The following is a 24533-nucleotide window of genomic DNA, read 5'->3' as shown; positions in this document are numbered from 1 at the left end:
ATCTATAATCTTACCCCAATTCCAAATTCAACAGCCTCTGCTTTAGCCCCGTGTGATTTTAAGGTCATGGCTCCAAAAAATTTGTTTCCAAAATAACGTTTTAAACCAATACGCAAATAGGTGCGCCCTTCAAAATCGAACGGATAATAAACATAATAACCAAATTGGGTGACTAACGATATACGGTTAACAAATAATTCGTGACCTGCAAAAATCCCTACACGTTTATAATCTTCGTCTCCCGAAACATTCTCTTCAGGATAAGAGACACTTTGGTAATAAATCAATTCCTCTAAAAACTTTGAGAAAAATGCATCAACACCCAACTGAAGTGCACTTTTCACATTAATGCGCTTATCGGCGTAAGCCGAAGCAACATAAAACGGAAACTGCCCAGAACCAACCACATCACTTTCATTGATTCCGGTTCTAAATGCAAGATTATATTTTATAGGCTCTGTGAATTTTTCTTTGACACCTTGAAGAGTAGTTGAATATTCGGGCTCTTCTTCATCAATATTATAAGTAACACCAACATTTAAAGTCATGGAATTAGTACTCAAATTCGGTGCTTTAACATTCGCATTCGAATAATGAATTAAAGACAAACCCGCCTGCACACCAAAACGCCCGAAAACGCGTTCCTTTTTATAGTTAAGCATCGCAAACGTACTACTTAGTATGTGTGATCCGAAAGCTATATTTCGGTAATTATCGACCTTATCGTAAGGACGATCGGTGTAAGCGATTCCCTGAGCAACACGAAACATTAAATTTCTATTTAAAAAATAAAAATTGTAATGCGCATAAGCTGAAGCTACTGTACCTAAAGCATCACTTTTTAAATTTTGATAAACATAGGTTACTCCATAATCAGGGTAATTATAACGCTGTTCCCAATCGTTATAACCGTAAGTTTTTTTATTCCAGCTTAAAATATAACCTTCAGGATGTCCTTCTATTAAGTGGAGAATATCATTATTATGCAGAGCGATATTCCCTCTAAAGTAACTTAAATCAATATAAGAAGAATGTGTTTTTTGCTGCCCGAACACAACTAAAGAACACAATAAAAAGGTGTAGGTTAAAAACGATTTCATTAAAACTTGTTACTTTTCAAATCTTTGGTTCTGTGCTGTTTCTCCTATTTTATACAAGATGATACAGCACAAATACCCTCGATTTATTTTTTACTCACCATGTGAGTAAGCAAAAGTAACAGAATTATTAAAACAATTCCGATGCAATCGCTTTTATATTATCGCTTTTACCCATCGAATAGTAATGTAAAAATGGTACGCCAGCTTCTTTCAACTCTTTAGACTGCTGAATGGCAAACTCGATTCCTACCTGTCTAACCGCGTTATTATCTTTACATGCTTCAACAGCATCAATTAAGTCCTCTGGTAAATCGATTTTAAATACCTGTGGTAAAATTTGTAAATGACGTTTAACAGCAATAGGCTTAATTCCTGGAATAATAGGCACAGTAATTCCAATTTCGCGTGCTTTTTCAACAAAGTCAAAATACTTTTTATTATCGAAAAACATTTGAGTTACCACATAATCAGCACCAGCATCAACCTTTTCTTTTAAGCGTTTTAAATCGGTGTTAAGCGATGGCGCTTCCATGTGTTTTTCAGGGTAACCCGCTACACCAACACAAAAATCGTAGTTGTGTTCCACTTCGATTTCGTCATGTAAATACTTTCCGTTATTTAAATTTGAAATCTGCTGAACTAAACCAGTAGCATAAGCATGTCCACCTTTAGTTGGCACAAAATAGGGCTCGTCTTTTCTTGAATCGCCACGTAAAGCCACTACATTATCAATACCTAAATAGTGACAATCAACAAGAACATATTCAGTTTCTTCTTTGGTAAATCCACCACATAATAAATGCGGAATAGCATCTACGTTGTACTTATGCATAATAGAAGCACAAATCCCCACCGTTCCAGGACGCATTCGAGTAATACGTTTATCTAAAAGTCCGTTACCTTTATCGACATACACATACTCTTCTCGCGAAGTTGTGACATCAATAAACGGCGGATTAAATTCCATTAACGGATCGATATTATTATATAAATCCTGAATATTTTTACCCTTTTGCGGCGGGATCACTTCAAAAGAAAATAAAGTCTTTCCGTTCGCTTTTTTAATGTGATCTGTTACTTTCATGCTGAATTTCTATCAGTTTTTATCTTAGATAAAATAAGCCACCGTTAACGCAGCAAACCCTAAAACAAAAAGCTGAAAGAAAAACACTAATGCCTCGCTTTGTATCTTTTTCATGGTTTCAATTTTGCTGCAAATGTCTTATTTACATCGTTTTTATTTGTTACGGAAAAAGAAACAAATTGTTAACTCTTCCACTTATATTTTTGGCGTTACCAATACCCTGAATTTAGTTCAGGGCCTCGGTCGCGCTTTCTGCTTTATCTTTTTATCGTTCCTCTAAAAAGGATACCACGGCAATCGCTAACGCAAGCTTACCAACAACTTCTTTACGTAGTCGTAATCTTCTTCATACTCCCAGTAAATCCATCGCCCGTTGGTATAATCGGTTAAAATATACTTTTCACTAACCGATTTTATTCTTGAAATAGCAACCACTTTTTTAGAAAAACCTTCAACAACCACATGCTCTAAAACTTCATTGTTTTCAGCATCATAACCATGAGAAATCATGTGGCTTCCTAACGATAATTCTATAAAATCGACTGTCATAATTCTTTAACTATTAGTCAGCGATATTTGGATGTAACCATTTATCGGCTTTCGATTTATCTATGCCTTTACGATTTGCATAATCGGTTACCTGATCGTCGGTAATTTTACCTAAACCAAAGTACTTCGCTTCAGGGTTTGCAAAATAATACCCAGAAACCGCAGCTGCTGGCCACATCGCTAAACTCTCTGTTAATTTAACACCAATAATGTTTTCAACATCTAAAAGTTCCCAAATGGTTTCTTTTTCTAAATGGTCTGGACACGCCGGATAGCCCGGTGCCGGACGAATACCTTTGTAACTTTCTTTAATTAAATCGTCGTTTGTTAAATCTTCATCATCAGCATACCCCCAGTGCTTCGTTCTAATTTGCTTGTGTAAATATTCGGCAAAAGCTTCAGCAAAACGATCGGCGATAGCCTGAGCCATAATACCGTTGTAATCATCGCCTTTTGCACGATAATCATCAGCTAATTCCTGAGCACCAAAAATCCCCACACAAAACGCACCGATATAATCGGTTTTACCACTCTCTTTAGGCGCAATAAAATCGGCCAACGCATGATTAGGAATCCCTTCACGCTTGCTTAATTGCTGACGCAACGTTCTGAACACGGCTACTTCTTTTCCTTTCTTCTGAACCGAAATATCATCATCATTGATGCTATTCGCTTCAAACAATCCGAAAACCGCTTTTGGTTTTAAAAGTTGCTTCGCAATGATTTCTTCAATCATCTCCTGAGCCTCTTTATACATAATAGAAGCCTGCTCACCAACAACCTTATCCGTTAAAATATCCGGGAATTTACCATGTAAATCCCAGCTTCTAAAAAACGGACTCCAATCGATGTAAGGCACTAATTCTTTCAAGCTTAATTGCTTCAACATCTGAACACCTAATTCCTTAGGTTTTATAATTTCAGTCTGTTCCCAATCAATTTTATATTTACGTTTACGTGCTTCTTCAATAGAAATAAACGATTTCTCTTTTCCGCGTTTTAAAAACTTCTCACGGAATTCATCGTAGTCTTTTTTAAGTTTAGCAACGTATTCATTTGATGTTTTCTTGTTTAACAAATCACCTACAACGGTAACTGCACGCGATGCATCGTTAACATGAACCACGGCATTTTCGTACTGCGGATCAATTTTTACAGCTGTATGTGCTTTTGAAGTGGTTGCTCCACCAATTAACAACGGCACACTAAAATTCTCGCGCTGCATTTCCTTTGCTAAATACACCATTTCATCAAGCGATGGTGTAATTAATCCCGAAAGTCCAATAGCATCAACACGCTCTTTAATGGCTGTTTCAATAATTTTTTCTGGTGGAACCATAACCCCTAAATCGATAATCTCGTAGTTGTTACATGCCAACACCACACTTACAATATTTTTACCAATATCGTGAACATCTCCTTTTACAGTTGCCATTAATACTTTTCCAACAGGCTCTGATTCTTCAGACTTTTCAGCTTCAATAAACGGATTTAAATAGGCTACGGCTTTCTTCATCACACGAGCTGATTTTACCACCTGAGGCAAGAACATTTTACCAGCGCCAAACAAATCACCAACCACATTCATACCAATCATTAAATGACCTTCAATCACATCAATTGGCTTTTCAGATTCTAATCTGGCTGCTTCAACATCTTCAATAATAAAAGCGTCAATTCCTTTTACCAAAGCATGAGTAATACGATCCTGAACAGGATTTTCACGCCAAGATAAATCGACTGTTTTTTCGGCTTTTGTCCCTTTTACAGTTTCGGCAAACTCAAGTAAACGCTCGGTAGCATCATCACGACGATCTAAAACAACGTCTTCAACATGCTCTAATAAATCCTTCGGAATATCGTCGTAAACCTCCAACATGGTCGGGTTTACAATACCCATATTCATTCCGGCCTGAATGGCATGGTATAAAAACACCGAGTGCATAGCTTCACGAACAGTATCATTTCCCCTAAACGAAAACGACACATTACTCACACCTCCACTTACACTTACATTCTCCAGATTTTGACGAACCCAGCGTGTAGCTTCAATAAAATCGATAGCATTTTTTCGGTGTTCGTCCATTCCGGTAGCAACCGGAAATATATTTAAGTCGAAAATGATATCTTCTGAAGGAAAACCTACTTTATCAACAAGAATACGATAAGAACGTTCTGCAATCTCTATTCTTCTTTCATAATTATCGGCCTGCCCAACTTCATCAAACGCCATAACGATAACCGCAGCACCGTAACGTTTAATTTGTTTTGCTTCCCAGATGAATTTCTCTTCACCTTCTTTTAAGGAAATGGAATTTACCACACATTTCCCCTGTACCACCTGTAAACCAGCTTCAATAATTTCCCATTTCGAGCTATCAATCATGATAGGTACTCGAGAAATATCTGGTTCGGCAGCAATTAAATTAAGAAAACGTACCATAGACTCTTTTCCGTCTATAAGTCCGTCGTCCATATTTATATCAATAATCTGTGCACCACCATCTACCTGATGACGTGCTATATCTAAGGCTTCATCGAATTGTTCGTCTTTAATTAAACGTAAAAACTTTCGTGATCCTGCTACATTTGTTCGCTCTCCTACATTTATGAAATTACTGTTCTCATTTAAAACCAAAGGCTCTAAACCAGACAATTTCATGTATTTTGTTTGCTTTACTTTCATTGATTAAAGTGTCGCTGTTTCAACTGCTTTTCTTGGTTTGTATTTTGCAGCTAAATCTGCAATAACTTTAATATGCTCCGGTGTTGTTCCACAGCATCCACCAATTATATTTATTAAATTTTTCTTTAAATACTCTTCAATTTGCTCACCCATTTCTTCAGGAGATTCATCGTATTCTCCAAAGGCATTTGGTAAACCGGCATTTGGGTGGGCTGAAATGGCAAAATCAGTTTTATTTGCAATCGCCTCTAAATGCGGCTGTAATAAATTCGCTCCTAAAGCACAGTTAAATCCAATAGATAATAACGGAATATGTGATACTGAAATTAAAAAAGCTTCAGCTGTTTGTCCAGATAAGGTTCTTCCCGAAGCATCGGTAATCGTTCCGCTTAACATAACCGGAACATCAATATTACGCTCATCTTTCACCTCTTCAATAGCAAATAATGCTGCTTTAGCATTCAGCGTATCGAATACGGTTTCTACCAATAATAAATCGGCACCACCATCTAATAGGGCTTCAACTTGTTGTTTATAAGCAATACGTAACTCATCAAAAGTCACTGCACGATATCCAGGATCGTTAACATCTGGAGACATACTTGCCGTACGGTTTGTTGGTCCGATAGAACCTGCTACAAATCGCGGTTTATGTGGTTCCTTAGCGGTAAAATCATCAGCAACTTCCTTTGCTATTTTTGCTGATTGATAGTTTAACTCATACACCAAGTCTTCCATATGATAATCGGCCATAGCGATGGTAGTCCCAGAAAACGTATTGGTTTCCACGATATCGGCTCCGGCTTCAAAATATTTGGCATGAACTTCTTTTATAGCCTGCGGCTGGGTAATTGACAATAAGTCGTTATTCCCCTGTAATGGTGTTGGATAATCTTTAAAACGCTCACCTCGAAAATCTTCTTCGGTAAATTTATAGCGTTGCAACATGGTTCCCATGGCTCCATCTAACACTAAAATACGCTCCTCTAAGGCTTTGTGTATGTTTGACATTTTGATAATTTATATCTGTATGTCATCAAGAAAAGTAAAAAGACTTTCCGTTATCTTTCTGATTAGTTCCTTAAATAAATTCAGGACAAAGCAGTAGAACGTAGCACCTTCTTTAAAAGATAAAGGGTTGCCAAGGCTTCAACGGGTCTATTCCCTCTACCTTTCTTGATAACATTAATTATTAAGTTTATGAACTAGGGGTGCAAAAATACTATATATATTTTTTTTATCCTCATGAAATGAAGAAAAATAAAATATCCTGATTATTCGAACAGAGAAGATGACAAATATCGATCCCCACGATCGCAAATAATAGCTACAATAACGCCTTTATCGATAGTTTTTGCGATTTCTAAGGCACAATACACCGCTCCGCCACTACTCATCCCAGCAAAAACACCGGCTTCTTTAGCCAGTCGTTTGGTTGTATTTTTTGCGTTTTCTTCACTCACATCGACTACAACATCTACTTTTGAGCGGTCGAAAAACTTGGGCACATATTCTTCCGGCCATTTTCTAATTCCCGGAATTTTAGCACCATCTTCGGGTTGAGCACCTACAATAGTAACATCTTTATTTTGTTCCTTTAAAAACGTAGACACGCCCATAATGGTTCCTGTTGTTCCCATAGCCGATACAAAATGCGTGACTTCACCATCAGTATCTTTCCAAATTTCAGGACCTGTAGTTTTGTAATGTGCTTTCCAGTTATCGTTATTTTCGAACTGATTTAATAATACATAGCCTTTTTCATCACGGAGTTTAAAGGCTAAATCGCGAGAACCTTCAATACCAACATCGGCAGGTGTTAAAATCACTTCTGCGCCATAAGCACGCATGGTTTTCACCCGTTCTTCAGTGGAATTTTCAGGCATGATTAATACCATATTAACCCCGAACAAACTTGCTATAAGCGCTAAAGCAATACCGGTATTTCCGCTTGTTGCTTCAACTAAAGTTCCACCAGGTTTTATATCACCTCGCTTTAAAGCTTCATTAATCATATTAAAGGCAGCACGATCTTTCACACTTCCTCCAGGGTTATCGCCCTCAAGCTTTAGATATAACTTTAAATTGTCTTTTCCCACCAAGTGACTCGCATCGATAAGTGGTGTGTTTCCTATATGATTTAAAATACCTTTAACGGATGCCATTCTTTTTGGGTCTGATTTTTATTTCGGTTTGATAGGTTACTAATGAATTTTCCGGAACGGATTGCGTAATCCAAACGTTTGCCCCAATGGTACTGTTTGCACCTATTGAAATATCACCTCCAAGGATCGTTGCATTAGCATAAATAGTAACATTGTCTTCGATGGTTGGGTGACGCTTAGTTGACTGCATACTCTTTTTTACCTGAATTCCTCCCAAGGTAACTCCCTGAAAAATCTTCACATTATTTTTGATAATTGAAGTTTCTCCAATAACGATTCCTGTTCCATGATCTAAGAAAAAGGATTCCCCAATAGTCGCTCCAGGGTGAATATCGATACCGGTAATACCATGCACATATTCACTCATCATTCTCGGAATTATAGGTACTTGCTGTACATACAATTCGTGACTTAAACGATAAATAGAAATCGCGTAAAAACCAGGACAAGCCAGATATACTTCCTCCAAACTTTTTGTTGCCGGGTCGAAATTAACCACAGCTATAGCATCCAATTCAAGCTTTTCTTTTATGATAGGGAATTTAGCCTGAAATTCATTCCAAACGGCTTCACCATTATCAATCTGAAAGTTGCAGGAAATGTCTAAAAATGTTTTTCTGAGACACTCTAATTCGTCATCATGAGCGTCGAACAAATAATAAAACAGGTTCTTAGTAAAGCTTTCTACAACATCCTTGAGACGGACATTATATTTTTTATTAACCAACTTATCGTTTAACTCTTTGCTCAGTTTCATTAGTTTACAGATTTTAACGCTAAGATGCAATTCATATAATTAATCGATTCTTTTCATTTTGAATGTCTTAACTATATGAATTGCATCTTAAAAAATTAAAGTATACAGTTATGGTCGGTATTCCTACTTAAAGTTTACACCTTATAAAGATACACTATCTTATTGAATAGACTGTACAACTGCTTTTGGTGCTTCTTTACGAGTTCCGTCGAAACCATCAATTCCACTTACTGTTGTATATTTCAACACATATTTTTTACCTGGGTTGATGATGCGGTATGCCGCCTGACACATTAATGTCGCTTCGTGGAAACCACAAAGAATTAATTTTAATTTCTCTGGATAGGTATTAACGTCACCAATAGCAAAGATTCCATCTATATTGGTTTGGTAGTTTCTTGAGTTATCTACTTTAATCGCATTTTTCTCAATTTCTAACCCCCAATCTCCAATAGGACCTAATTTTGGTGATAATCCGAATAGCGGAATAAAATGATCGGTTTCAATCTTGAATTCTTCACCGTCTTTATTTACAGTAACCGATTCTATTTTACCATCGCCATTTAATCCGGTAACCTCAGCTGGAGTAATTAAATTGATTTTCCCTAAAAGTTTTAATTCACTTACCTTTTCAACTGAATCTAAAGCGCCTCTAAACTCATTTCTTCTGTGAATTAAGGTAACTTCTGAAGCCACGTCGGCAAGAAAAATACTCCAGTCTAAAGCAGAATCTCCTCCACCAGAAATAACCACTTTTTTATTTCTATAAACTTCAGGATCTTTAATGAAGTATTCTACGCCTTTATCTTCGTAATTCTCAATACCGTCAATTGCAGGCTTTCTTGGCTCGAAAGACCCTAAACCTCCAGCGATAGCCACTACAGGTGCCTGATGCTTTGTTCCTTTATTGGTTGTTACAATGAACGATCCGTCTTCTTGTTTTTCAATGGTTTCAGCTCGCTCACCTAAAGTGAATCCCGGCTCGAATTGTTTTCCTTGCTCTAACAAGTTTTTTGTTAAATCGCCAGCTAATACTTCCGGAAATCCAGGAATATCATAAATTGGCTTTTTAGGATAAATTTCTGAACACTGTCCGCCAGGTTGTGGCAACGCGTCAATTAAATGACATTTAAGTTTTAACAATCCTGCTTCGAAAACTGTAAATAACCCTGTTGGTCCTGCCCCTATTATTAGTATATCTGTCTTAATCATTTTTACGATTCTTTTTTATCATGCGACTTCCTTCAACTTTTTTATCATCACATGAAACATTAATTACATTTTATTCTTCTTGATTCGACTTAATTGCGGATGTTTCAATCAATCCTTTGGTAAATTCGTTTAGTGTTTCCACCTTTTGTTCGAAATCACCTTTTATAGTTTTTCTATATTCGTTTAAATTCTTCACCAAATCGTCAACATTTTCAGGAATCACATCCTCAAAAAACTGACGTAATCGTTTGGCTGTTGTTGGCGATTTTCCGTTTGTTGAAATCGCCACTTTCACGTTTCCTTTTGTAACAATACCTCCCATATAAAAATCACAATACGGTGGATTATCGGCAACGTTTATTAAAATACTACGTTTGCGGCAATGTTTATGCACTTTAACATTAACTTTAGGCACATCGGTGGTCGCAATAACAATATGATGTCCTTTTAAAAAACGCTTTTTATACTTCGATTCTATTAATTTCACATGGCCTTTTTCGGCTAATGCCAACGTCCCTTCTCTAAACATTGGAGACACGATGGTGACATTAGCATCTGGACTTGATTTTAACAGAAATCCTAATTTTTCTTCAGCAACATTTCCCCCTCCTACTATGAGTACGTTTAGCTGGCTTGTCTTTAAAAAAACAGGATATAAATTATTCCTTTCCATACTTTAAGACTAAACCATTTTATTTATTTCTTCACACATCGTTGATAACTCTACTCGTTTTTCAACCACATCTCCAATAACAATAATCGCAGGCGAGGCTAATTGCCTTTCAGCAACTATAGCTTCAATCGTACTAACGGTTCCAATACCAACATTTTCATCTGCTCTCGTACCATTTTGGATGATAGCCATTGGTGTATCCTGCTTTCCTTCCGACTTAAAAATTTCAACAATTTCAGCCAATTTATGCATCCCCATAAGGATAACAACTGTAGCTGTTGATTTTGCTGCTAAAGGCACATCGGTTGACAAACTATGGTTTTTAGTAGTCGCTGTAATGACCCAAAAACTTTCGGAAGATCCACGCTTTGTTAATGGAATGCCTTGATAAGCCGGCACAGCAATCGCCGATGTAATTCCAGGAACTACAAAAGTTTCCAAACCAAAACCTCTGGCATGATCTATTTCTTCTGCACCACGACCAAAAATAAAAGGGTCGCCACCTTTTAATCGTACAACATGACCTTTTTCTTTGGCCTTAGCAACAATTAACTCATTGATTTGTTTCTGCTGAAAAGCATAGCACCCTTTACGTTTACCCACAAAAATCAACTCGGTATCTACTGAAGCATACTTTAAAAGTTCTTCATTAATCAATGCATCATAAAGAATCACATTAGCAGCCTCAATAGCTTTAATGGCTTTCAATGTAATTAACTCAACATCGCCTGGCCCTGCGCCTACAACTGTTAATTTCGGGGTTATTTTACTCATAGCTCTGCTTTTTATGGCCATTAGGCTACTACACTCTTATCTGCTTCTCTAAAAGCTCTCACTTTATCTAAAAACTGATTTGCTTCTGCAATATACCTTACAGCAAACTCCTCTGTAGGAGCAAATTTATTAATTTGATAGATGATATCAGAGAAAGAAGCTCCCAAATCTAATTTACCACTTGCCACAAACTCAGTATCAAAATCACTAATGATGCCCGCATGTGTGTTTGTCTTTTTGTTTTCAGCTAACAAAATGGCTTTCGCCGAATTAACCAAAGAACTGTAAGCGTGGTAAATAGCACTTGAATACACTTTATTATTTAAGGATTCCTGCGCATTTTCAATTTTCTCTTCACTTTCTAAGAACAGGGTTGCTACTAGATCAATTACAACACCTGCACACTCTCCAACACCAATCTCTTTTTCGTACTTTTCTTCGTTACCCCAGTCGATAAAATCTTCTGGTGTTAAATTAGTCACATCCTGAAGATCGTTTAATAAATCGTAAAAATAACGATCTCCTGTGGCTTTATAATACTCAATAAACGATTTTCCGTTGGAATTTGCTTCAAAATCATCTAAAATTCGACGTAATGCCTCAGGTCCTCTACGACTTGGCACTTTCACTACCTTGTCGGCAAATAATCCGTTACCATCACCTAAGTTACCACCGCCTAACAAGACTTGCAAGGCCGGCGCTACTAATTTATCTGGTGTACGAACTGACATCCCTTGAAAACCAATGTTAGCCATGTTGTGCTGTCCGCAGGCATTCATACATCCACTAATTTTAATTACAACATCGTCGTTGTTTAAATATTGTGGATATTCAGCTTTAATAACGCGCTCTAACTCATCTGCAATACCTGTACTACTTGCAATACCTAAATTACAGGTATCAGTTCCCGGACACGCTGTAATATCAACCGCTTTATTATAACCTACTTCTACGAAACCTAATTTTTCCAATTCCGTATAGAAAAACGGCACTAATTCTTCCTTAACAAAAGGAATCACAATATTCTGACGCAATGTTAAACGAATTTCTCCTGCGGCGTATTTATCTACCAAATCGGCTAATAAACGGGCTTTATCGGTATAAAAATCACCTAAAAGCACTTTTATTCCTATAGCCACATAACCTTCCTGCTTTTGAGGAATTAAGTTTGTTGATTTCCAGATTTCAAAAGCCTTTTGATCTTTAATCTCAACCTGTGGTGCTTCAACCGAAACGGGCACCGAAACTTCGTAAGCATCAGCATCAATAGCTACCGTTTTAAATTCAATCGCATTTTGCTCTTCTTCAACTAAAGCTTTGAAAGCCTCTAAACCAATATCCTTGATTAAGAATTTCATACGTGCTTTGGCGCGGCTTTTACGCTCACCGTAACGATCAAAAATCCTTAATACACCTTCCATAGTCGGGATGATTTTATCGCTTGGAAGAAAATCATAAAGCACATCGGCATGACGTGGCTGCGACCCAAGTCCACCACCAATCATCACTTTAAATCCACGAACCCCATTTTCACTTTTAGCAATAAAACCTAAATCGTGCATGTAAGCTAATCCTGTATCGGCATCGGTTGATGAAAACGACACTTTAAACTTACGTCCCATTTCCTGACAAATTGGATTTCTTAAAAAGAACTTATACAAGGCATCTGCATATGGCGACACATCGAATGGTTCGTTAACATCGATACCTGCGGTTTCACTGGCTGTTACGTTTCGTACCGTGTTTCCACAGGCTTCCCTTAACGTAACATCGTCTTTTTCAAGTTCAGCCCAAAGTTCCGGCGTTCTATTTAAATCGACATAGTGAATCTGGATATCCTGACGCGTGGTAATATGCAAACGTCCACGAGAATACTCATCACTTACATCAGAAATTCTTCTTAACTGGTTGCTCTTTACTTTTCCGTAAGGTAATTTAATACGAATCATTTGCACGCCTTCCTGACGTTGACCGTAAACACCACGAGCTAAACGCAGACTTCTGAATTTCTCTTCATCAATATTTCCATTATTAAACAACTCGATCTTTCGAGCTAATTCAATAATATCCTTTTCTACAATTGGATTCTCTATTTCTGTTCTAAAACTTTGCATAATTCAGCCTGTCTAGCCTCCAAAACGGAGGAAGATTTCATTGGTTTTATTGGTTAAAATTTAATTTTTACTGGATAAACCCTGCTCCTACCGTATTGTTGGATTGCGTATCAATTAAAATGAAAGAACCGTTTGTTCTGTGATTTTTAAATTGATCGTAAAAAATAGGTTTATTTAATTTAAACGTTACCGAAGCAATATCGTTTACTTTTAACTCGGTAACATCTTTCTCTATCCCTGAGTAATCAGGATGTATCTTATGATTGATTCGATCTACTTTTGCTAACACCTTATTAACACCATGCTGAACGACGTACTTTGTTCCTGGTGTTAAATGCTCTGCATCCATCCAACATACATTTGCTGTAAACTGTTTGTCGATAGTTGGTATATCGTTTTCTTTAACAATCATATCGCCACGACTTACGTTAATATCATCTTCTAAAGTGATGGTAACCGAAGATCGTCTTGAAGCGGTTTCATACTTTTCATTATAAAAGTAGATGTCTTTAATTTTCGATCTGGTTTTAGATGGCAATACAATCACCTCATCTCCAACACTTAAATTACCACCATACACTTTTCCGGCGTAGCCTCTAAAATCGTGAAACTCTTCAGTTTTAGGACGAATAACATACTGAACCGGGAAACGAGGCGTTCCTACATTATAAATATCGGCTTTGTTTAATTGCTCTAAATGCTCTAATAAAGCCTGCCCTTTATACCAAGACATCTTATCTGACTTATGAACAACATTATCTCCTTTTAAAGCACTTACAGGAATAAAAGTGATTTTTTGATCCTGATAATCACGCTTACTCATCAGCTCTTCAAAATCTGCTTTGATTTTGTTATAAACTTCTTCAGAATAATCTACCAAATCCATTTTGTTAATAGCAACAACAATATCTTTAATTCGTAATAAATTATTGATAAAGAAGTGACGGTTGGTTTGTTCGATAACCCCTTTTCTTGCATCGATTAAAATGATAGAAGCCTGCGACGTTGATGCTCCCGTTACCATGTTTCGTGTATACTCCACATGACCAGGTGTATCGGCAATAATGTAGCTTTTCTTTTTTGTTGAAAAATAAATATGAGCCACATCGATAGTAATCCCTTGTTCTCTTTCTGCCACTAAACCATCGGTAGCCAACGAGAAATCCAAATAATCATAACCGCGTTGTTTACTTGTTTTTTCTATAGCCTCTAACTTGTCGGTAGTTAATGATTTCGTATCGTAAAGAATACGACCTATTAACGTACTTTTTCCGTCATCTACACTTCCTGCTGTTGCTATTTTTAATACTTCCATAAGTTTTTATGCTGTAACTAATAGTCTGAACCATTAGTTTAATTTTTAATTCGTTTTAAAAGTTTCTGTAGTTATGGGTAATTGTTAATTTTTAGAAATACCCTTGTTGCTTACGTTTTTCCATCGCAGCCTCTGAACGCTTATCATCAATACGCGCTCCACGCTCTGAAATGGTGCTTTCGCGAATTTCTTCAACTACTTTGGTAATGGTTGTTGCATCCGATAACACGGCTGCCGTACAACTCATATCTCCTACTGTTCTAAAACGCACTAATTCTTCAATTACTTCTTCATGATCATCTCTGTAAACCACTTCGTCATCTGCAGACCAAATCATACCATCTCTTAAGAACACTTTACGTTTGTGTGCAAAATAGATGGAAGGAATTTCAATATTTTCTTCTTCTATATAAGACCAAACATCTAACTCTGTCCAGTTAGAAATTGGGAACACACGAACGTTCTGACCTAAATCGATCTGACCATTTAACATATCAAATAATTCCGGACGCTGGTTTTTCTCATCCCACTGACCAAAATCGTCTCGCACAGAGAAAATACGTTCTTTAGCTCTTGCTTTTTCCTCATCGCGACGTGCACCACCAATACAAGCATCGAACTTAAATTCTTCAATAGCATCTAAAAGCGTTGTGGTTTGCAACTGGTTTCTACTAGCGTAACGCCCTGTTTCTTCTTTTACTTTTCCTTCATCAATAGAATCCTGAACATTTCTAACAATAAGTTCAAGTCCTAATTCTTCAACCAAACGATCTCTAAATTCAATAGTTTCCGGAAAATTATGTCCGGTATCGATATGCATTAAAGGAAAAGGTACTTTTGCCGGATAAAAGGCTTTAACAGCCAGTCTTACCAATGTGATAGAATCTTTTCCTCCTGAAAATAACAGTACAGGTCTTTCAAATTGTGCTGCTACTTCTCTAATAATGTAAATCGCTTCGTTTTCTAATGAATTGATATGTGATGTGTCTTTGTTCATCGTAATTTTTTAATTGTTTTCTTAAGCATGTAAACCACACTCTCGGTTTGCTAATGCTTTAGTTGGATCGAAATATTTAAACTCATTCGGCAAATTGTGGTCTTGCAAATAAGTATCTAAATCGGCGTCAGACCAATAATAGAACGGACTTACTTTTAAAACCCCATCTTTACTCACACTAAATATACCAATACTATCTCTAAAAGCTGTTTGTCCCTGACGTAAATTTGTAAACCAAACTTTTGGTTTATGCTCTTCCATTGCACGTCTGAAAGGCTCTAACTTCACTTGCTCTGTAAATAAAGCGTGTTCCGGTGCATCGACACCTGGAATTCCCATAACTACATCGCGATGTGCAGCAGTTTGTTTTGGCACATATAAAAACACATTTAAATCCAAATCTTTAATAACTTGCTCGGCGTGTCTGTAGGTTTGTGGTGTATTGTATCCGGTATCGCACCATACCACCGGAATAGATGACGCTTCCTGTTTCACAGCATGTAAAATAGCTGCTTCATAAGGTCTGAAATTTGTGGTTACCACGGCTTCTTCATTCAACTCCAAAGCTTTTTTAATAATTTCAGACGGTTTCGCGTCTTTATATATCTTATTTAGTTCCTGTAATGTATCTTCTGTAATCATAACTCAATTTATTTTCCCCATTTAATGGAATTCCAAATGCGCTCGTGAAAAAAGTAAAGCACCATTTTTGTAACTAACTCTATAGAGCCTATAGAAAAGGCTAATGTTAATTCTCCGGTTACAATCCAGGAGATTAAAATAGTATCCAGAGTTCCTATAGTTCTCCAGCTTAAAGACTTAACCACACTCCTGATTGGCTTCTCTGAAGCTGCATCGGTTTTATAGGTCGTTTTTTCTTTCTGACTTGAATTTGTTAATACTTGCTCAATCATTTTCTTACTATTTACATTATTCCTATAGAATTAATAGGAATTACAAATGTAAAACAATATTTTACATGACCAAGCAAGTTATTCAACTTTTTCGGATAATGGAAAATTTTATCAGTTTAACTGAAAATTATTTCTTAAAAGAATATGATTTTTTGAGAATTATTAGCTATTCTGAAAAAGACAAGTCAGCTAATGTTGTGTTTTTAAACACGTTAAGATTACTATCTCGCACCTGAATCATGAGTTTATGCACGCTACATTGCGCTTCGTTAACACAATCGTCGCATTTTTCGTAGAAATTTAAACTCACGCAAGGTACCATAGCAATGGGACCTTCTAAGACACGCATCACATCGGCCATATTAATTTGCGAAGGTTCATGACGCAAATAATAGCCGCCGTGTTTCCCTTTTTTAGATCCTAAAACGCCCGCTTTTCTTAAAGTAAGTAAAATGCTTTCTAAGAATTTCTGCGGAATCTGCTCGCCTTTGGCAATTTCACCAACTTGCACAGGCACATCACCTTCTTGTCTTGCAATAAAAGTAAGCGCCTTTAATCCGTATTTCGTTTTCTTAGATAACATGGTGTAAATATAGTTAATTAATTAAAATCTTATAAACATCATTAAAAATTGAAAAATTCGAAATATAAAAATAATTGTTATCGAACACACTTAGCCAATTTAATAGATTTTTATACTTTTAGGAACTTTGAAAACAAACTATCACTAAAACATGATTAAAAACATTTTAAAGTCCTTAACCCTGCTTTCTGTTATTCTAATACTTCAAAGCTATAGTAACAGCGATGTTAAACCCATTAAATCCTTCAATAAAATTGTAAAAGCCAGTACTGAGCAATACACCTTTTTAAGTAACAGCATTTACGATAAACTAAATTCCAAACGTATGATGCCGAGATCCATTAGAAAAAATGGAGAAACCGGATTGACCGGTATTTACGACTGGACCAGTGGTTTCTATCCGGGTTCATTATGGTATTTAAATCTTTTAACAAATGATTCGAAGTGGGAAACACTTGCTACACAATACACAGAAAGATTAGATAGTGTACAATACTGGAAGGAAAATCATGACATCGGTTTTATGATGGAATGCAGCTATGGAAATGCCCTTAAAAAATCACCTTCAAAAGCATACGATGACGTTATTGTTCAAACCGCAAAGTCTTTAGTAACACGTTTTCGCCCTAAAGCGGGCATTATTCAATCCTGGAATGCCAGCAAACAATGGAATTGCCCTGTAATTGTCGATAACATGATGAATCTTGAATTACTATTCCATGCAACCAAAATTTCAGGAGACTCAACTTATTACAATGTGGCTGTTTCACATGCTAACACCACTATGAAAAATCACTTCAGAACAGATTATTCATCTTACCATGTATTGAACTACGATACAGAAACGGGAGAAATATTAGCTAAAAAAACACATCAGGGTTATGCCGATGATTCATCGTGGGCTCGTGGTCAGGCCTGGGGACTTTACGGTTTTACGCTTTGCTACAGAGAAACCAAAGACCCGAAATATTTAGAACAAGCGTTACATATTGCCGATTACATTAAAAATCATCCGAATTTACCAAAAGACAACATTCCGTACTGGGATTATAATGTCCCTCTAAACAACGACACACCTCGTGATGCTTCGGCAGCAGCCATTACAGCTTCAGCTTTATACGAATTATGTACGTTTTTAGATAAAAAAGAAAGCAAGTCTTATAAAAATTTCGCAAACAGCATTATCAACTCTTTAAGCAGCCCTGATTATTTTGCTGAACCAACAACAAATAACGGGTTTTTATTAAAACATTCCGTTGGAAGTCTTCCTCACAATTCTGAAATCGATGTACCATTAAATTACGCCGATTACTATTTCTTAGAAGCCCTTTACAGACAAAAAACTTTAAAATAAACCATGAAAAAAAACATATTATTCTTATTAATCCTTCTAATCTCAGTTCAACTTATTACAGCTCAAAGTGATCGTGAACTTTGGGTAGAAGAATTAATAAAAATGTCCGATCCTGTTTTAACAGCGTTAGCTAAGGATAAACTTAAAGCGACTATGCCTACTGAGCAAAGTAGTTTTGATTACGGCGACCGAAGTAATTTCGCTGGTCTTGAAGCTTTCGGAAGACTTATGGCAGGTATTGCTCCTTGGTTAGAATTAGGACCAGACAACACAAAGGAGGGAGAACTACGTAAAAAATATATTGAGCTAACTCAAAAGGCCATCCGCAATGCGGTAAACCCAAAATCTAAAGATTATTTAAATTTTGATAAGGGAAGTCAACCATTAGTTGATGCCGCTTTTCTTGCTCAAGGATTTTTAAGAGCTCCAAAACAACTATGGGAGCCACTTTCAGCGGAAACCAAACAAATGGTAATTGATGCCTTTAAAAAATCGAGAACCATAAAAAATGTCCCATATAATAACTGGTTACTGTTTGCTGCAACTGTTGAAACTTTCTTCGTAAAATTTACCGATGAAGCCGACTATCTACGTATTGAATACGCTTTAAACAAACACATGGAATGGTATGTTGGCGACGGTTTGTATTCTGATGGAAAATATTACCACTGGGATTATTACAATTCCTTTGTTATTCATCCGATGCTAATTGATGTAGTTACAACTATTAAACAGTCTAATCATCCTTATAAAAGATTAGAAGAAGATGTTATAAAACGTGCACAACGCTACGCCGAAATTTTAGAGCGCCAAATTTCACCTGAAGGCACTTACCCTGTTATTGGTCGCTCTTCGGTATACAGATTTGGAAGTTTTCAATTACTATCCCAAATGGCACTTTTAGAGCAATTACCTGTTGAATTATCTGAAGCACAAGTTCGCTCTGCTTTAACGGCAGTTTTAAAACGTGTATTAAAAGCCGACGGTACTTACGACAAAAAAGGGTGGTTACAACTTGGTGTTGTAGGATACCAACCTAAAATGGCAGAACCTTACATTAACACCGGAAGTTTATATTTAACCTCTTTAGGATTTTTACCATTAGGACTTCCTGAAAATCATTCGTTCTGGACATCAAAACGAGAACCATGGACAAGTGTTAAGGTTTGGGGCAGCAATCCGGATGTTGCAAGAGATAAGTATAAAAACTAATTTATATTGTCGCATAAAAAAAGGCGTTACTTTTAAAAGAGTAACGCCTTTTTATTTTGATTTAATAATCTGTATGTTATCCTAATGCTTGTTTTAAATCGGCAATAATATCATCGATATGCTCTAAACCTGCAGAAATACGTACCGAACCATCGGTAATACCAACAGCTGCTTTTACTTCAGGTTCAACTTTTGCATGTGTTGTACTTGCCGGATGCGTTACAATGGTTCTTGTATCCCCTAAATTAGCCGATAGGGAACACATTTTAATATTATCAAAAAATGAACGTCCACCTTCAACGCCACCTTCAACTTCAAAAGCGACTATACTTCCTCCTAAACGCATTTGCTTTTTAGCAATTTCGTATTGAGGGTGCGATTTTAAAAACGGATATTTTACCCATTTTACTTTCGGGTGACTTTCTAAAAACTCAGCAATTTTAAGCGCATTTTCACAATGCTTCTCTGTTCGTACTGCCAAAGTTTCTAAAGATTTTGACAACACCCAGGCATTAAACGGACTCATAGCAGGACCCGTAAGACGTGAGAATAAATAAATTTCTCTTATCAATTCCTTTTTACCAACAGCAACACCTCCTAAAACACGGCCTTGACCATCCATTAACTTCGTCGCTGAATGAATAACGATATCGGCTCCATGTTTAATCGGGTTTTGTAAATACGGTGTCGCAAAGCAGTTGTCAATAACCAAAAGAATATTATGCTTTTTACAAATGGTACTTAAAAAATCTAAGTCTATTACATCTACACCCGGATTGGTTGGAGTTTCAGCGTATAAAAACTTCGTATTCGGTTTTATTAAACTTTCAATCGTTTCAGTTTCATTAATATTGAAATAAGAACATTCAATATTCCATTTCGGAAAATACTTGGTAAACAACCCGTGAGTTGCCCCAAAAACAGAGCTACAAGACACCACATGATCTCCAGCATCTAATAATGTTGCAAAGGTTGAAAACACAGCTGCCATACCGCTGGCAAAAGCATAGCCACTTTCTGCACCCTCCATTAAACAAACTTTCTCTACAAACTCGTTCACGTTCGGGTTGCTGTATCGACTATATAAATCGCGTTGTTTTTCTTCAGCAAACGACGCTCTCATTTCTTCGGCATCATCAAAAACAAATCCCGATGTTAAATACAAAGGCACGGAATGTTCTGAAAACTGTGTTGTTTCCGACTGGGTTCTAACTGCTAATGTTTCAAAATGTTTTTCTTGACTCATTTTATTTATTTTTTCTTGTCATGAATAGATTAAAAGGTATCTAATCAGACTAATTTACTTTTATAGATTCCTGTATTCACAGGAATAACAAATTAATTTACGTGTTTCGATAATCTTAAAATATCACCAAACACACCACGAGCGGTTACCTCTGCTCCGGCACCGGCTCCTTGAATAACGATAGGTTGCTCGCCATAAGATTCGGTGAAAATTTCAAAAATAGCATCACTTCCTTTAACGTGACCTAGCGTACTGTCTTCTGGAATTGACACTAATTTCACTTCTAAAACGCCCTTATCCTGAGATAAATCGCCAGACAAATCACCCACATAACGCAATACATGATTTGGTTCTTGGTTTTCTTTTATCTTCTGAAATTCATCATTTAAAACATCTAACTGACCTAAAAATTCCTGAACAGAAATTTCACGATAAGCTTCAGGAATTAAATTCTGAACAGCGACATCCTCAAATTCATTTTTCAAATCTAATTCTCTGGCTAAAATTAATAATTTTCTTGCCACATCATTTCCTGAAAAATCCTCACGCGGATCTGGCTCGGTAAATCCTTTATCAATTGTTTCCTGAACAATTTCACTAAATGGTTTATCCTGTACAGAGAAATTATTAAACAAATAACTTAGTGTCCCTGAGAATACCCCACGAATTCTGGTAATATTTTCACCTGATTCATGTAACAATTTAATGGTATCAATTAATGGTAAACCGGCACCAACAGTGGTTTCATATAAATACTCTTTGTTATGCGCTTTTAACTGCTCACGTAAATCGGTGTAGAATTTATGCGAAATAGTATTTGCTATTTTATTAGACGATACCAAGTCGAAACCAGCTTCTACAAATGGCACATAATTATCATGGAAACTCGGACTTGCAGTATTATCAACAGCAATTAAATTCTCTAAATGATTATTTTTAGCAAAGGTTATAACATCCTGAATTGAACTTTCTAATGGTGAATTAGCAATTGCTTCTTTCCAGTTTTCGCTAACACCTTTCTTATCTAAAAGTAACTTTTTAGAATTCGCAATAGCAAACACATTTAAAAGTACACCTTTACGTTTTTCAATGTCTTCTTTCGATTTTAAAATCTGGTTAATTAATGCGCCACCAACACCACCGTGACCAAAAATAGCAATGTTTATTTTCTTAGAAATTCCGAAGATTTCACCGTGAATCACATTCATGGCTTTATGCAGTTGATTCTTTTTAACAACCAAACTCACATTCTTCCCAGTTACCGTATTATTGAATAATAACGGGGTAATTTGATTTCTAATTAAAGCATTGAATGGTTTATGAAACGAGCTCAACTCAATACCAATAATCGAAATTACCGAAACATCGTCAACAACACCAATCTTATTAACATCCTGTGAATAAAAATCGTTTTCAAACTCACGCTCTAAAGCCAGTACCGCATTGGTTGCCTGATCTGCATTAATAATTAACCCAATACCTCTCTCTGATGAGCCTTGAGAAATGATACTCACGCTAATATCTTTTTTAGCTAAAGCTCCAAAAATACGTGCATCGACACCACTTTTCCCCAATAAACCACGCCCTTCTAAATTAATTAAAGCGACATTGTCTAACACTGATAACGAGGTTACTTCCTTAGAATTTGGTTTTGCTGTAATTAAAGTCCCTGCATCATCCGCATTAAACGTATTTAAAATACGTAAGTTGATATTTTTCTCAACTAATGGAATAATTGTTTTGGCGTGTAAAACGGTAGCTCCAAAATTGGCTAACTCGTTGGCTTCACTAAACGATAATTCTCTAATAATTTTAGCATCCTCAACCAAATCCGGATTTGCTGTGTAAATACCATTTACGTGGGTGTAGTTTTGTAACTCTTCGGCATCTAAGAAATTAGCTAGCAATGCAGCCGAATAATTACTTCCGTTTCTTCCTAAAGTGGTTGTTTCATTGCTTTTATTTGAAGCGATAAATCCGGTTACAATATTTACCGTATCACTTGGAGTTGCTTTATAAAAGTTCTTAACATTGTCTTTCGATACCTGCGAAATTGGCTGTGCATTTCCAAAAACATTATCGGTTTTAATCAGCGTTCTGGAGTCTACTACATTGGATTTAATGTTACGCTCGTTTAATACACTTGAAATTAATTTCACTGAAAGTAATTCGCCTTGTGCCAGAATTTCATCTTTGGTTTTTTTACTGTAATCGCCAAGTAAACTTACGCCTTCAAACAACTTATCAAGTATCGCAAATTCTTTTGAAAAATCGATGTTTGGTAAAGGCGCTACCTGATAATCTTTAAACGCCTGTAAATCGACTTGATAATCTTTTCCTTTAACTGCCTTCTCTAAAATAGACTCTAAATCGTCGGTAGCCGAACCACGTGCCGACACCACAACAGTAATCTTTTCGCCGTTATTAATTTTATTTTCTATAATTGAAATAACGGTATTTAATCCGTTACCATTTGCTAAAGATTTCCCTCCAAATTTTAATACTTTCATTCTTCTGTTTTTAGAGTTTGGCACAAAAATGCCTTCTACTATTTTTTCTAATTGCTCATATTCCATTAAAAAGGCATCATGCCCGTGAACGGAATGAATTTCGTTATACGTAACGTTCGGATTCGATACCGCAAGTTGTTTGTGTGTTTGCCTGTTTTCTTCGGCTGTAAAAAACAAATCGGAATCTACACCTACTATATGAATGTTACCGTGAATATTTTCCAACACATTAAAATCGGTTGGTCTGTTTTTAGTAACATCAATGGTTTTCAATAATTGATTCATCAATTTATATGCAGACAGCTGAAAACGTTCTTGCAATTTTTTACCGTGATGTAACAACCAGCTTTCTACATTAAAAATTTCCAACTCTTCATTTTTTGAACGTTGAAAACGCTCATTGAAAGATTCTGGTGTTCGGTAACACAACATGGCGTGCATTCGGGCATCGTGTACCGGATTTTTCGAATTGATTAAAAACTGCTCCTGAATCTGGCAGTTCGCAATTAACCAATCGGTCGATTTCCAATCGGTTGCAACAGGAATTAAATGCTCGGCCAAATCCGGACTTAATACCGCCATCTCCCATGCAATACCTCCTCCTAAAGAACCTCCAACAATAGCGAAAAGCTTATTGATGTTTAACTCTTTTAATCCGATTAAGAATATTTTAGCAATATCTCTGGCTACAAAATCTTTGTAGTTTTCAATTACAAAACTATCGTAACCATTTCCTGGAATATTAAAAGCCAAAACCGTGTAAAGTTTGGTATCGATAACTTTATCGTCATCTACGAGATCTTTCCACCATCCATCTTTTCCCGAAACGTTACTATTACCCGTTAAAGCATGGTTAATTAAAACTATAGGTGCTGTACCCAGAGCTTTACCAAACAGCTGATAACTTAATTTAATTTCAGTATTAAGAACCCCGCTTTCGGTAACGTAATCTTTTATAACAATATGATGCAACTTTGTACTCAAAATATGTTTTAATTTTTGTTAATGACAAAAAAGCCCGAAACATCATTACTTAGTAATGTGCTTAAAAAATGTTATAAAGAATTGATGTTTACCAACGGTAATACGCTTCGTTATCTATCCATAAGGTCCTAATAAGTAAGTATAGAACTGGGTAGAATTTAGCACCTTCTTTACAGGTAAAGGGTTGCTAAGGCTTCAAAGGGTCTAATCCCTCCACCTTTCTTGATAACATTTCAATAAGTGTTTGAACTTTGTGAATGCAAATATTCAATTAGAAAAAGTAAAAAACCTAATTTTTTTATAT

At 36.3% G+C, this 24533-nt stretch carries 20 protein-coding genes and 2 riboswitches; of the genes, 2 read left to right on the top strand and 18 right to left on the bottom strand.

The window, feature by feature from the left end:
* Nucleotides 1–2: 2 nt before the first annotated feature.
* The 16 genes from NO995_RS14280 to NO995_RS14205 all read right to left on the bottom strand — a co-directional run bounded on the left by NO995_RS14280 (nucleotide 3) and on the right by NO995_RS14205 (nucleotide 16923).
* Entirely contained in the window at nucleotides 3–1100 is a 1098-nt protein-coding gene (locus NO995_RS14280; RefSeq protein WP_258228091.1) for an acyloxyacyl hydrolase, read from the bottom strand.
* 127 nt (nucleotides 1101–1227) lie between these two features.
* On the bottom strand, nucleotides 1228–2184 hold the full coding sequence (gene metF / locus NO995_RS14275) for a methylenetetrahydrofolate reductase [NAD(P)H] (protein WP_240573632.1): 957 nt from the start codon (nucleotides 2182–2184) through the stop codon (nucleotides 1228–1230).
* Between the two features lie 300 nt (nucleotides 2185–2484).
* Nucleotides 2485–2733 carry a hypothetical protein gene (locus NO995_RS14270; RefSeq protein WP_258228090.1) on the bottom strand — a complete coding sequence of 83 codons (249 nt, stop codon included), beginning with the start codon at nucleotides 2731–2733 and terminating at the stop codon, nucleotides 2485–2487.
* 13 nt (nucleotides 2734–2746) lie between these two features.
* Nucleotides 2747–5419: a methionine synthase gene (gene metH, locus NO995_RS14265; RefSeq protein ID WP_258228089.1), complete on the bottom strand. Its 2673-nt coding sequence runs from the start codon at nucleotides 5417–5419 to the stop codon at nucleotides 2747–2749.
* 3 nt (nucleotides 5420–5422) lie between these two features.
* Nucleotides 5423–6430, bottom strand: coding sequence for a homocysteine S-methyltransferase family protein (locus tag NO995_RS14260; protein ID WP_258228088.1), 1008 nt, complete (start codon nucleotides 6428–6430; stop codon nucleotides 5423–5425).
* A 47-nt stretch (nucleotides 6431–6477) separates the two neighbouring features.
* A riboswitch (SAM riboswitch) is annotated at nucleotides 6478–6605 on the bottom strand.
* A gap of 88 nt (nucleotides 6606–6693) precedes the next feature.
* Complete coding sequence (gene cysM / locus NO995_RS14255) at nucleotides 6694–7584, bottom strand: cysteine synthase CysM (protein WP_258228087.1); 891 nt, start codon at nucleotides 7582–7584, stop codon at nucleotides 6694–6696.
* Complete coding sequence (gene epsC / locus NO995_RS14250) at nucleotides 7571–8341, bottom strand: serine O-acetyltransferase EpsC (RefSeq protein WP_258228086.1); 771 nt, start codon at nucleotides 8339–8341, stop codon at nucleotides 7571–7573. The genes cysM and epsC overlap by 14 nt, the downstream gene beginning before the upstream one ends.
* A gap of 159 nt (nucleotides 8342–8500) precedes the next feature.
* A complete protein-coding gene (locus NO995_RS14245) occupies nucleotides 8501–9553 on the bottom strand; it encodes an NAD(P)/FAD-dependent oxidoreductase (RefSeq protein WP_240573638.1) in 1053 nt (350 codons plus the stop codon).
* Nucleotides 9554–9623: 70 nt separating this feature from the next.
* A complete protein-coding gene (locus tag NO995_RS14240; protein ID WP_258228085.1) occupies nucleotides 9624–10226 on the bottom strand; it encodes a bifunctional precorrin-2 dehydrogenase/sirohydrochlorin ferrochelatase in 603 nt (200 codons plus the stop codon).
* Between the two features lie 9 nt (nucleotides 10227–10235).
* Nucleotides 10236–11000, bottom strand: coding sequence for a uroporphyrinogen-III C-methyltransferase (gene cobA / locus NO995_RS14235; protein ID WP_258228084.1), 765 nt, complete (start codon nucleotides 10998–11000; stop codon nucleotides 10236–10238).
* 20 nt (nucleotides 11001–11020) lie between these two features.
* The gene (locus NO995_RS14230) at nucleotides 11021–13114 is read right to left on the bottom strand and encodes a HEPN domain-containing protein (protein WP_240573641.1); all 2094 of its coding nucleotides are present in this window, start codon (nucleotides 13112–13114) and stop codon (nucleotides 11021–11023) included.
* A 67-nt stretch (nucleotides 13115–13181) separates the two neighbouring features.
* Entirely contained in the window at nucleotides 13182–14429 is a 1248-nt protein-coding gene (locus NO995_RS14225) for a sulfate adenylyltransferase subunit 1 (protein ID WP_258228083.1), read from the bottom strand.
* Between the two features lie 91 nt (nucleotides 14430–14520).
* Complete coding sequence (gene cysD / locus NO995_RS14220; protein WP_240573643.1) at nucleotides 14521–15426, bottom strand: sulfate adenylyltransferase subunit CysD; 906 nt, start codon at nucleotides 15424–15426, stop codon at nucleotides 14521–14523.
* Nucleotides 15427–15447: 21 nt separating this feature from the next.
* Nucleotides 15448–16068: a phosphoadenosine phosphosulfate reductase family protein gene (locus NO995_RS14215; protein ID WP_258228082.1), complete on the bottom strand. Its 621-nt coding sequence runs from the start codon at nucleotides 16066–16068 to the stop codon at nucleotides 15448–15450.
* 8 nt (nucleotides 16069–16076) lie between these two features.
* The gene (locus tag NO995_RS14210; protein WP_240573645.1) at nucleotides 16077–16340 is read right to left on the bottom strand and encodes a DUF2061 domain-containing protein; all 264 of its coding nucleotides are present in this window, start codon (nucleotides 16338–16340) and stop codon (nucleotides 16077–16079) included.
* 166 nt (nucleotides 16341–16506) lie between these two features.
* Complete coding sequence (locus NO995_RS14205) at nucleotides 16507–16923, bottom strand: Rrf2 family transcriptional regulator (protein ID WP_240573646.1); 417 nt, start codon at nucleotides 16921–16923, stop codon at nucleotides 16507–16509.
* 151 nt (nucleotides 16924–17074) lie between these two features.
* On the opposite strand from NO995_RS14205, the gene NO995_RS14200 reads away from it, so the two are divergent.
* Together NO995_RS14200 and NO995_RS14195 are read left to right on the top strand one after the other, a co-directional pair.
* The gene (locus NO995_RS14200; protein ID WP_258228081.1) at nucleotides 17075–18277 is read left to right on the top strand and encodes a glycoside hydrolase family 88 protein; all 1203 of its coding nucleotides are present in this window, start codon (nucleotides 17075–17077) and stop codon (nucleotides 18275–18277) included.
* Nucleotides 18278–18280: 3 nt separating this feature from the next.
* Entirely contained in the window at nucleotides 18281–19489 is a 1209-nt protein-coding gene (locus tag NO995_RS14195; protein WP_258228080.1) for a DUF2264 domain-containing protein, read from the top strand.
* Nucleotides 19490–19565: 76 nt separating this feature from the next.
* Here the strand turns inward: NO995_RS14195 and NO995_RS14190 are convergent, their stop codons facing one another.
* Together NO995_RS14190 and thrA are read right to left on the bottom strand one after the other, a co-directional pair.
* Complete coding sequence (locus NO995_RS14190; RefSeq protein WP_258228079.1) at nucleotides 19566–20735, bottom strand: PLP-dependent aspartate aminotransferase family protein; 1170 nt, start codon at nucleotides 20733–20735, stop codon at nucleotides 19566–19568.
* A gap of 92 nt (nucleotides 20736–20827) precedes the next feature.
* The gene (thrA, locus tag NO995_RS14185; protein ID WP_258228078.1) at nucleotides 20828–24229 is read right to left on the bottom strand and encodes a bifunctional aspartate kinase/homoserine dehydrogenase I; all 3402 of its coding nucleotides are present in this window, start codon (nucleotides 24227–24229) and stop codon (nucleotides 20828–20830) included.
* A 107-nt stretch (nucleotides 24230–24336) separates the two neighbouring features.
* Nucleotides 24337–24461: riboswitch (SAM riboswitch) on the bottom strand.
* Nucleotides 24462–24533 lie beyond the last annotated feature (72 nt).

Origin of the sequence: Aestuariibaculum sp. M13 (assembly GCF_024723255.1) — a bacterium.
Classification (GTDB): Bacteria; Bacteroidota; Bacteroidia; order Flavobacteriales; family Flavobacteriaceae; genus Aestuariibaculum; species Aestuariibaculum lutulentum.
This window is presented reverse-complemented; position numbering and strand designations above follow the sequence as displayed.

Coding starts and splice junctions, on each gene's coding strand:
- NO995_RS14270 (WP_258228090.1), bottom strand. CDS start 2,733: ATGACAGTCGATTTTATAGAATTATCGTTAGGAAGCCACATGATTTCT.
- epsC (WP_258228086.1), bottom strand. CDS start 8,341: ATGAAACTGAGCAAAGAGTTAAACGATAAGTTGGTTAATAAAAAATAT.
- NO995_RS14215 (WP_258228082.1), bottom strand. CDS start 16,068: ATGATTACAGAAGATACATTACAGGAACTAAATAAGATATATAAAGAC.
- NO995_RS14240 (WP_258228085.1), bottom strand. CDS start 10,226: ATGGAAAGGAATAATTTATATCCTGTTTTTTTAAAGACAAGCCAGCTA.
- NO995_RS14200 (WP_258228081.1), top strand. CDS start 17,075: ATGATTAAAAACATTTTAAAGTCCTTAACCCTGCTTTCTGTTATTCTA.
- cysM (WP_258228087.1), bottom strand. CDS start 7,584: ATGGCATCCGTTAAAGGTATTTTAAATCATATAGGAAACACACCACTT.
- NO995_RS14280 (WP_258228091.1), bottom strand. CDS start 1,100: ATGAAATCGTTTTTAACCTACACCTTTTTATTGTGTTCTTTAGTTGTG.
- cobA (WP_258228084.1), bottom strand. CDS start 11,000: ATGAGTAAAATAACCCCGAAATTAACAGTTGTAGGCGCAGGGCCAGGC.
- NO995_RS14225 (WP_258228083.1), bottom strand. CDS start 14,429: ATGGAAGTATTAAAAATAGCAACAGCAGGAAGTGTAGATGACGGAAAA.
- NO995_RS14205 (WP_240573646.1), bottom strand. CDS start 16,923: ATGTTATCTAAGAAAACGAAATACGGATTAAAGGCGCTTACTTTTATT.
- metH (WP_258228089.1), bottom strand. CDS start 5,419: ATGAAAGTAAAGCAAACAAAATACATGAAATTGTCTGGTTTAGAGCCT.
- metF (WP_240573632.1), bottom strand. CDS start 2,184: ATGAAAGTAACAGATCACATTAAAAAAGCGAACGGAAAGACTTTATTT.
- NO995_RS14260 (WP_258228088.1), bottom strand. CDS start 6,430: ATGTCAAACATACACAAAGCCTTAGAGGAGCGTATTTTAGTGTTAGAT.
- NO995_RS14190 (WP_258228079.1), bottom strand. CDS start 20,735: ATGAGTCAAGAAAAACATTTTGAAACATTAGCAGTTAGAACCCAGTCG.
- NO995_RS14245 (WP_240573638.1), bottom strand. CDS start 9,553: ATGATTAAGACAGATATACTAATAATAGGGGCAGGACCAACAGGGTTA.
- NO995_RS14230 (WP_240573641.1), bottom strand. CDS start 13,114: ATGCAAAGTTTTAGAACAGAAATAGAGAATCCAATTGTAGAAAAGGAT.
- NO995_RS14210 (WP_240573645.1), bottom strand. CDS start 16,340: ATGATTGAGCAAGTATTAACAAATTCAAGTCAGAAAGAAAAAACGACC.
- cysD (WP_240573643.1), bottom strand. CDS start 15,426: ATGAACAAAGACACATCACATATCAATTCATTAGAAAACGAAGCGATT.
- NO995_RS14195 (WP_258228080.1), top strand. CDS start 18,281: ATGAAAAAAAACATATTATTCTTATTAATCCTTCTAATCTCAGTTCAA.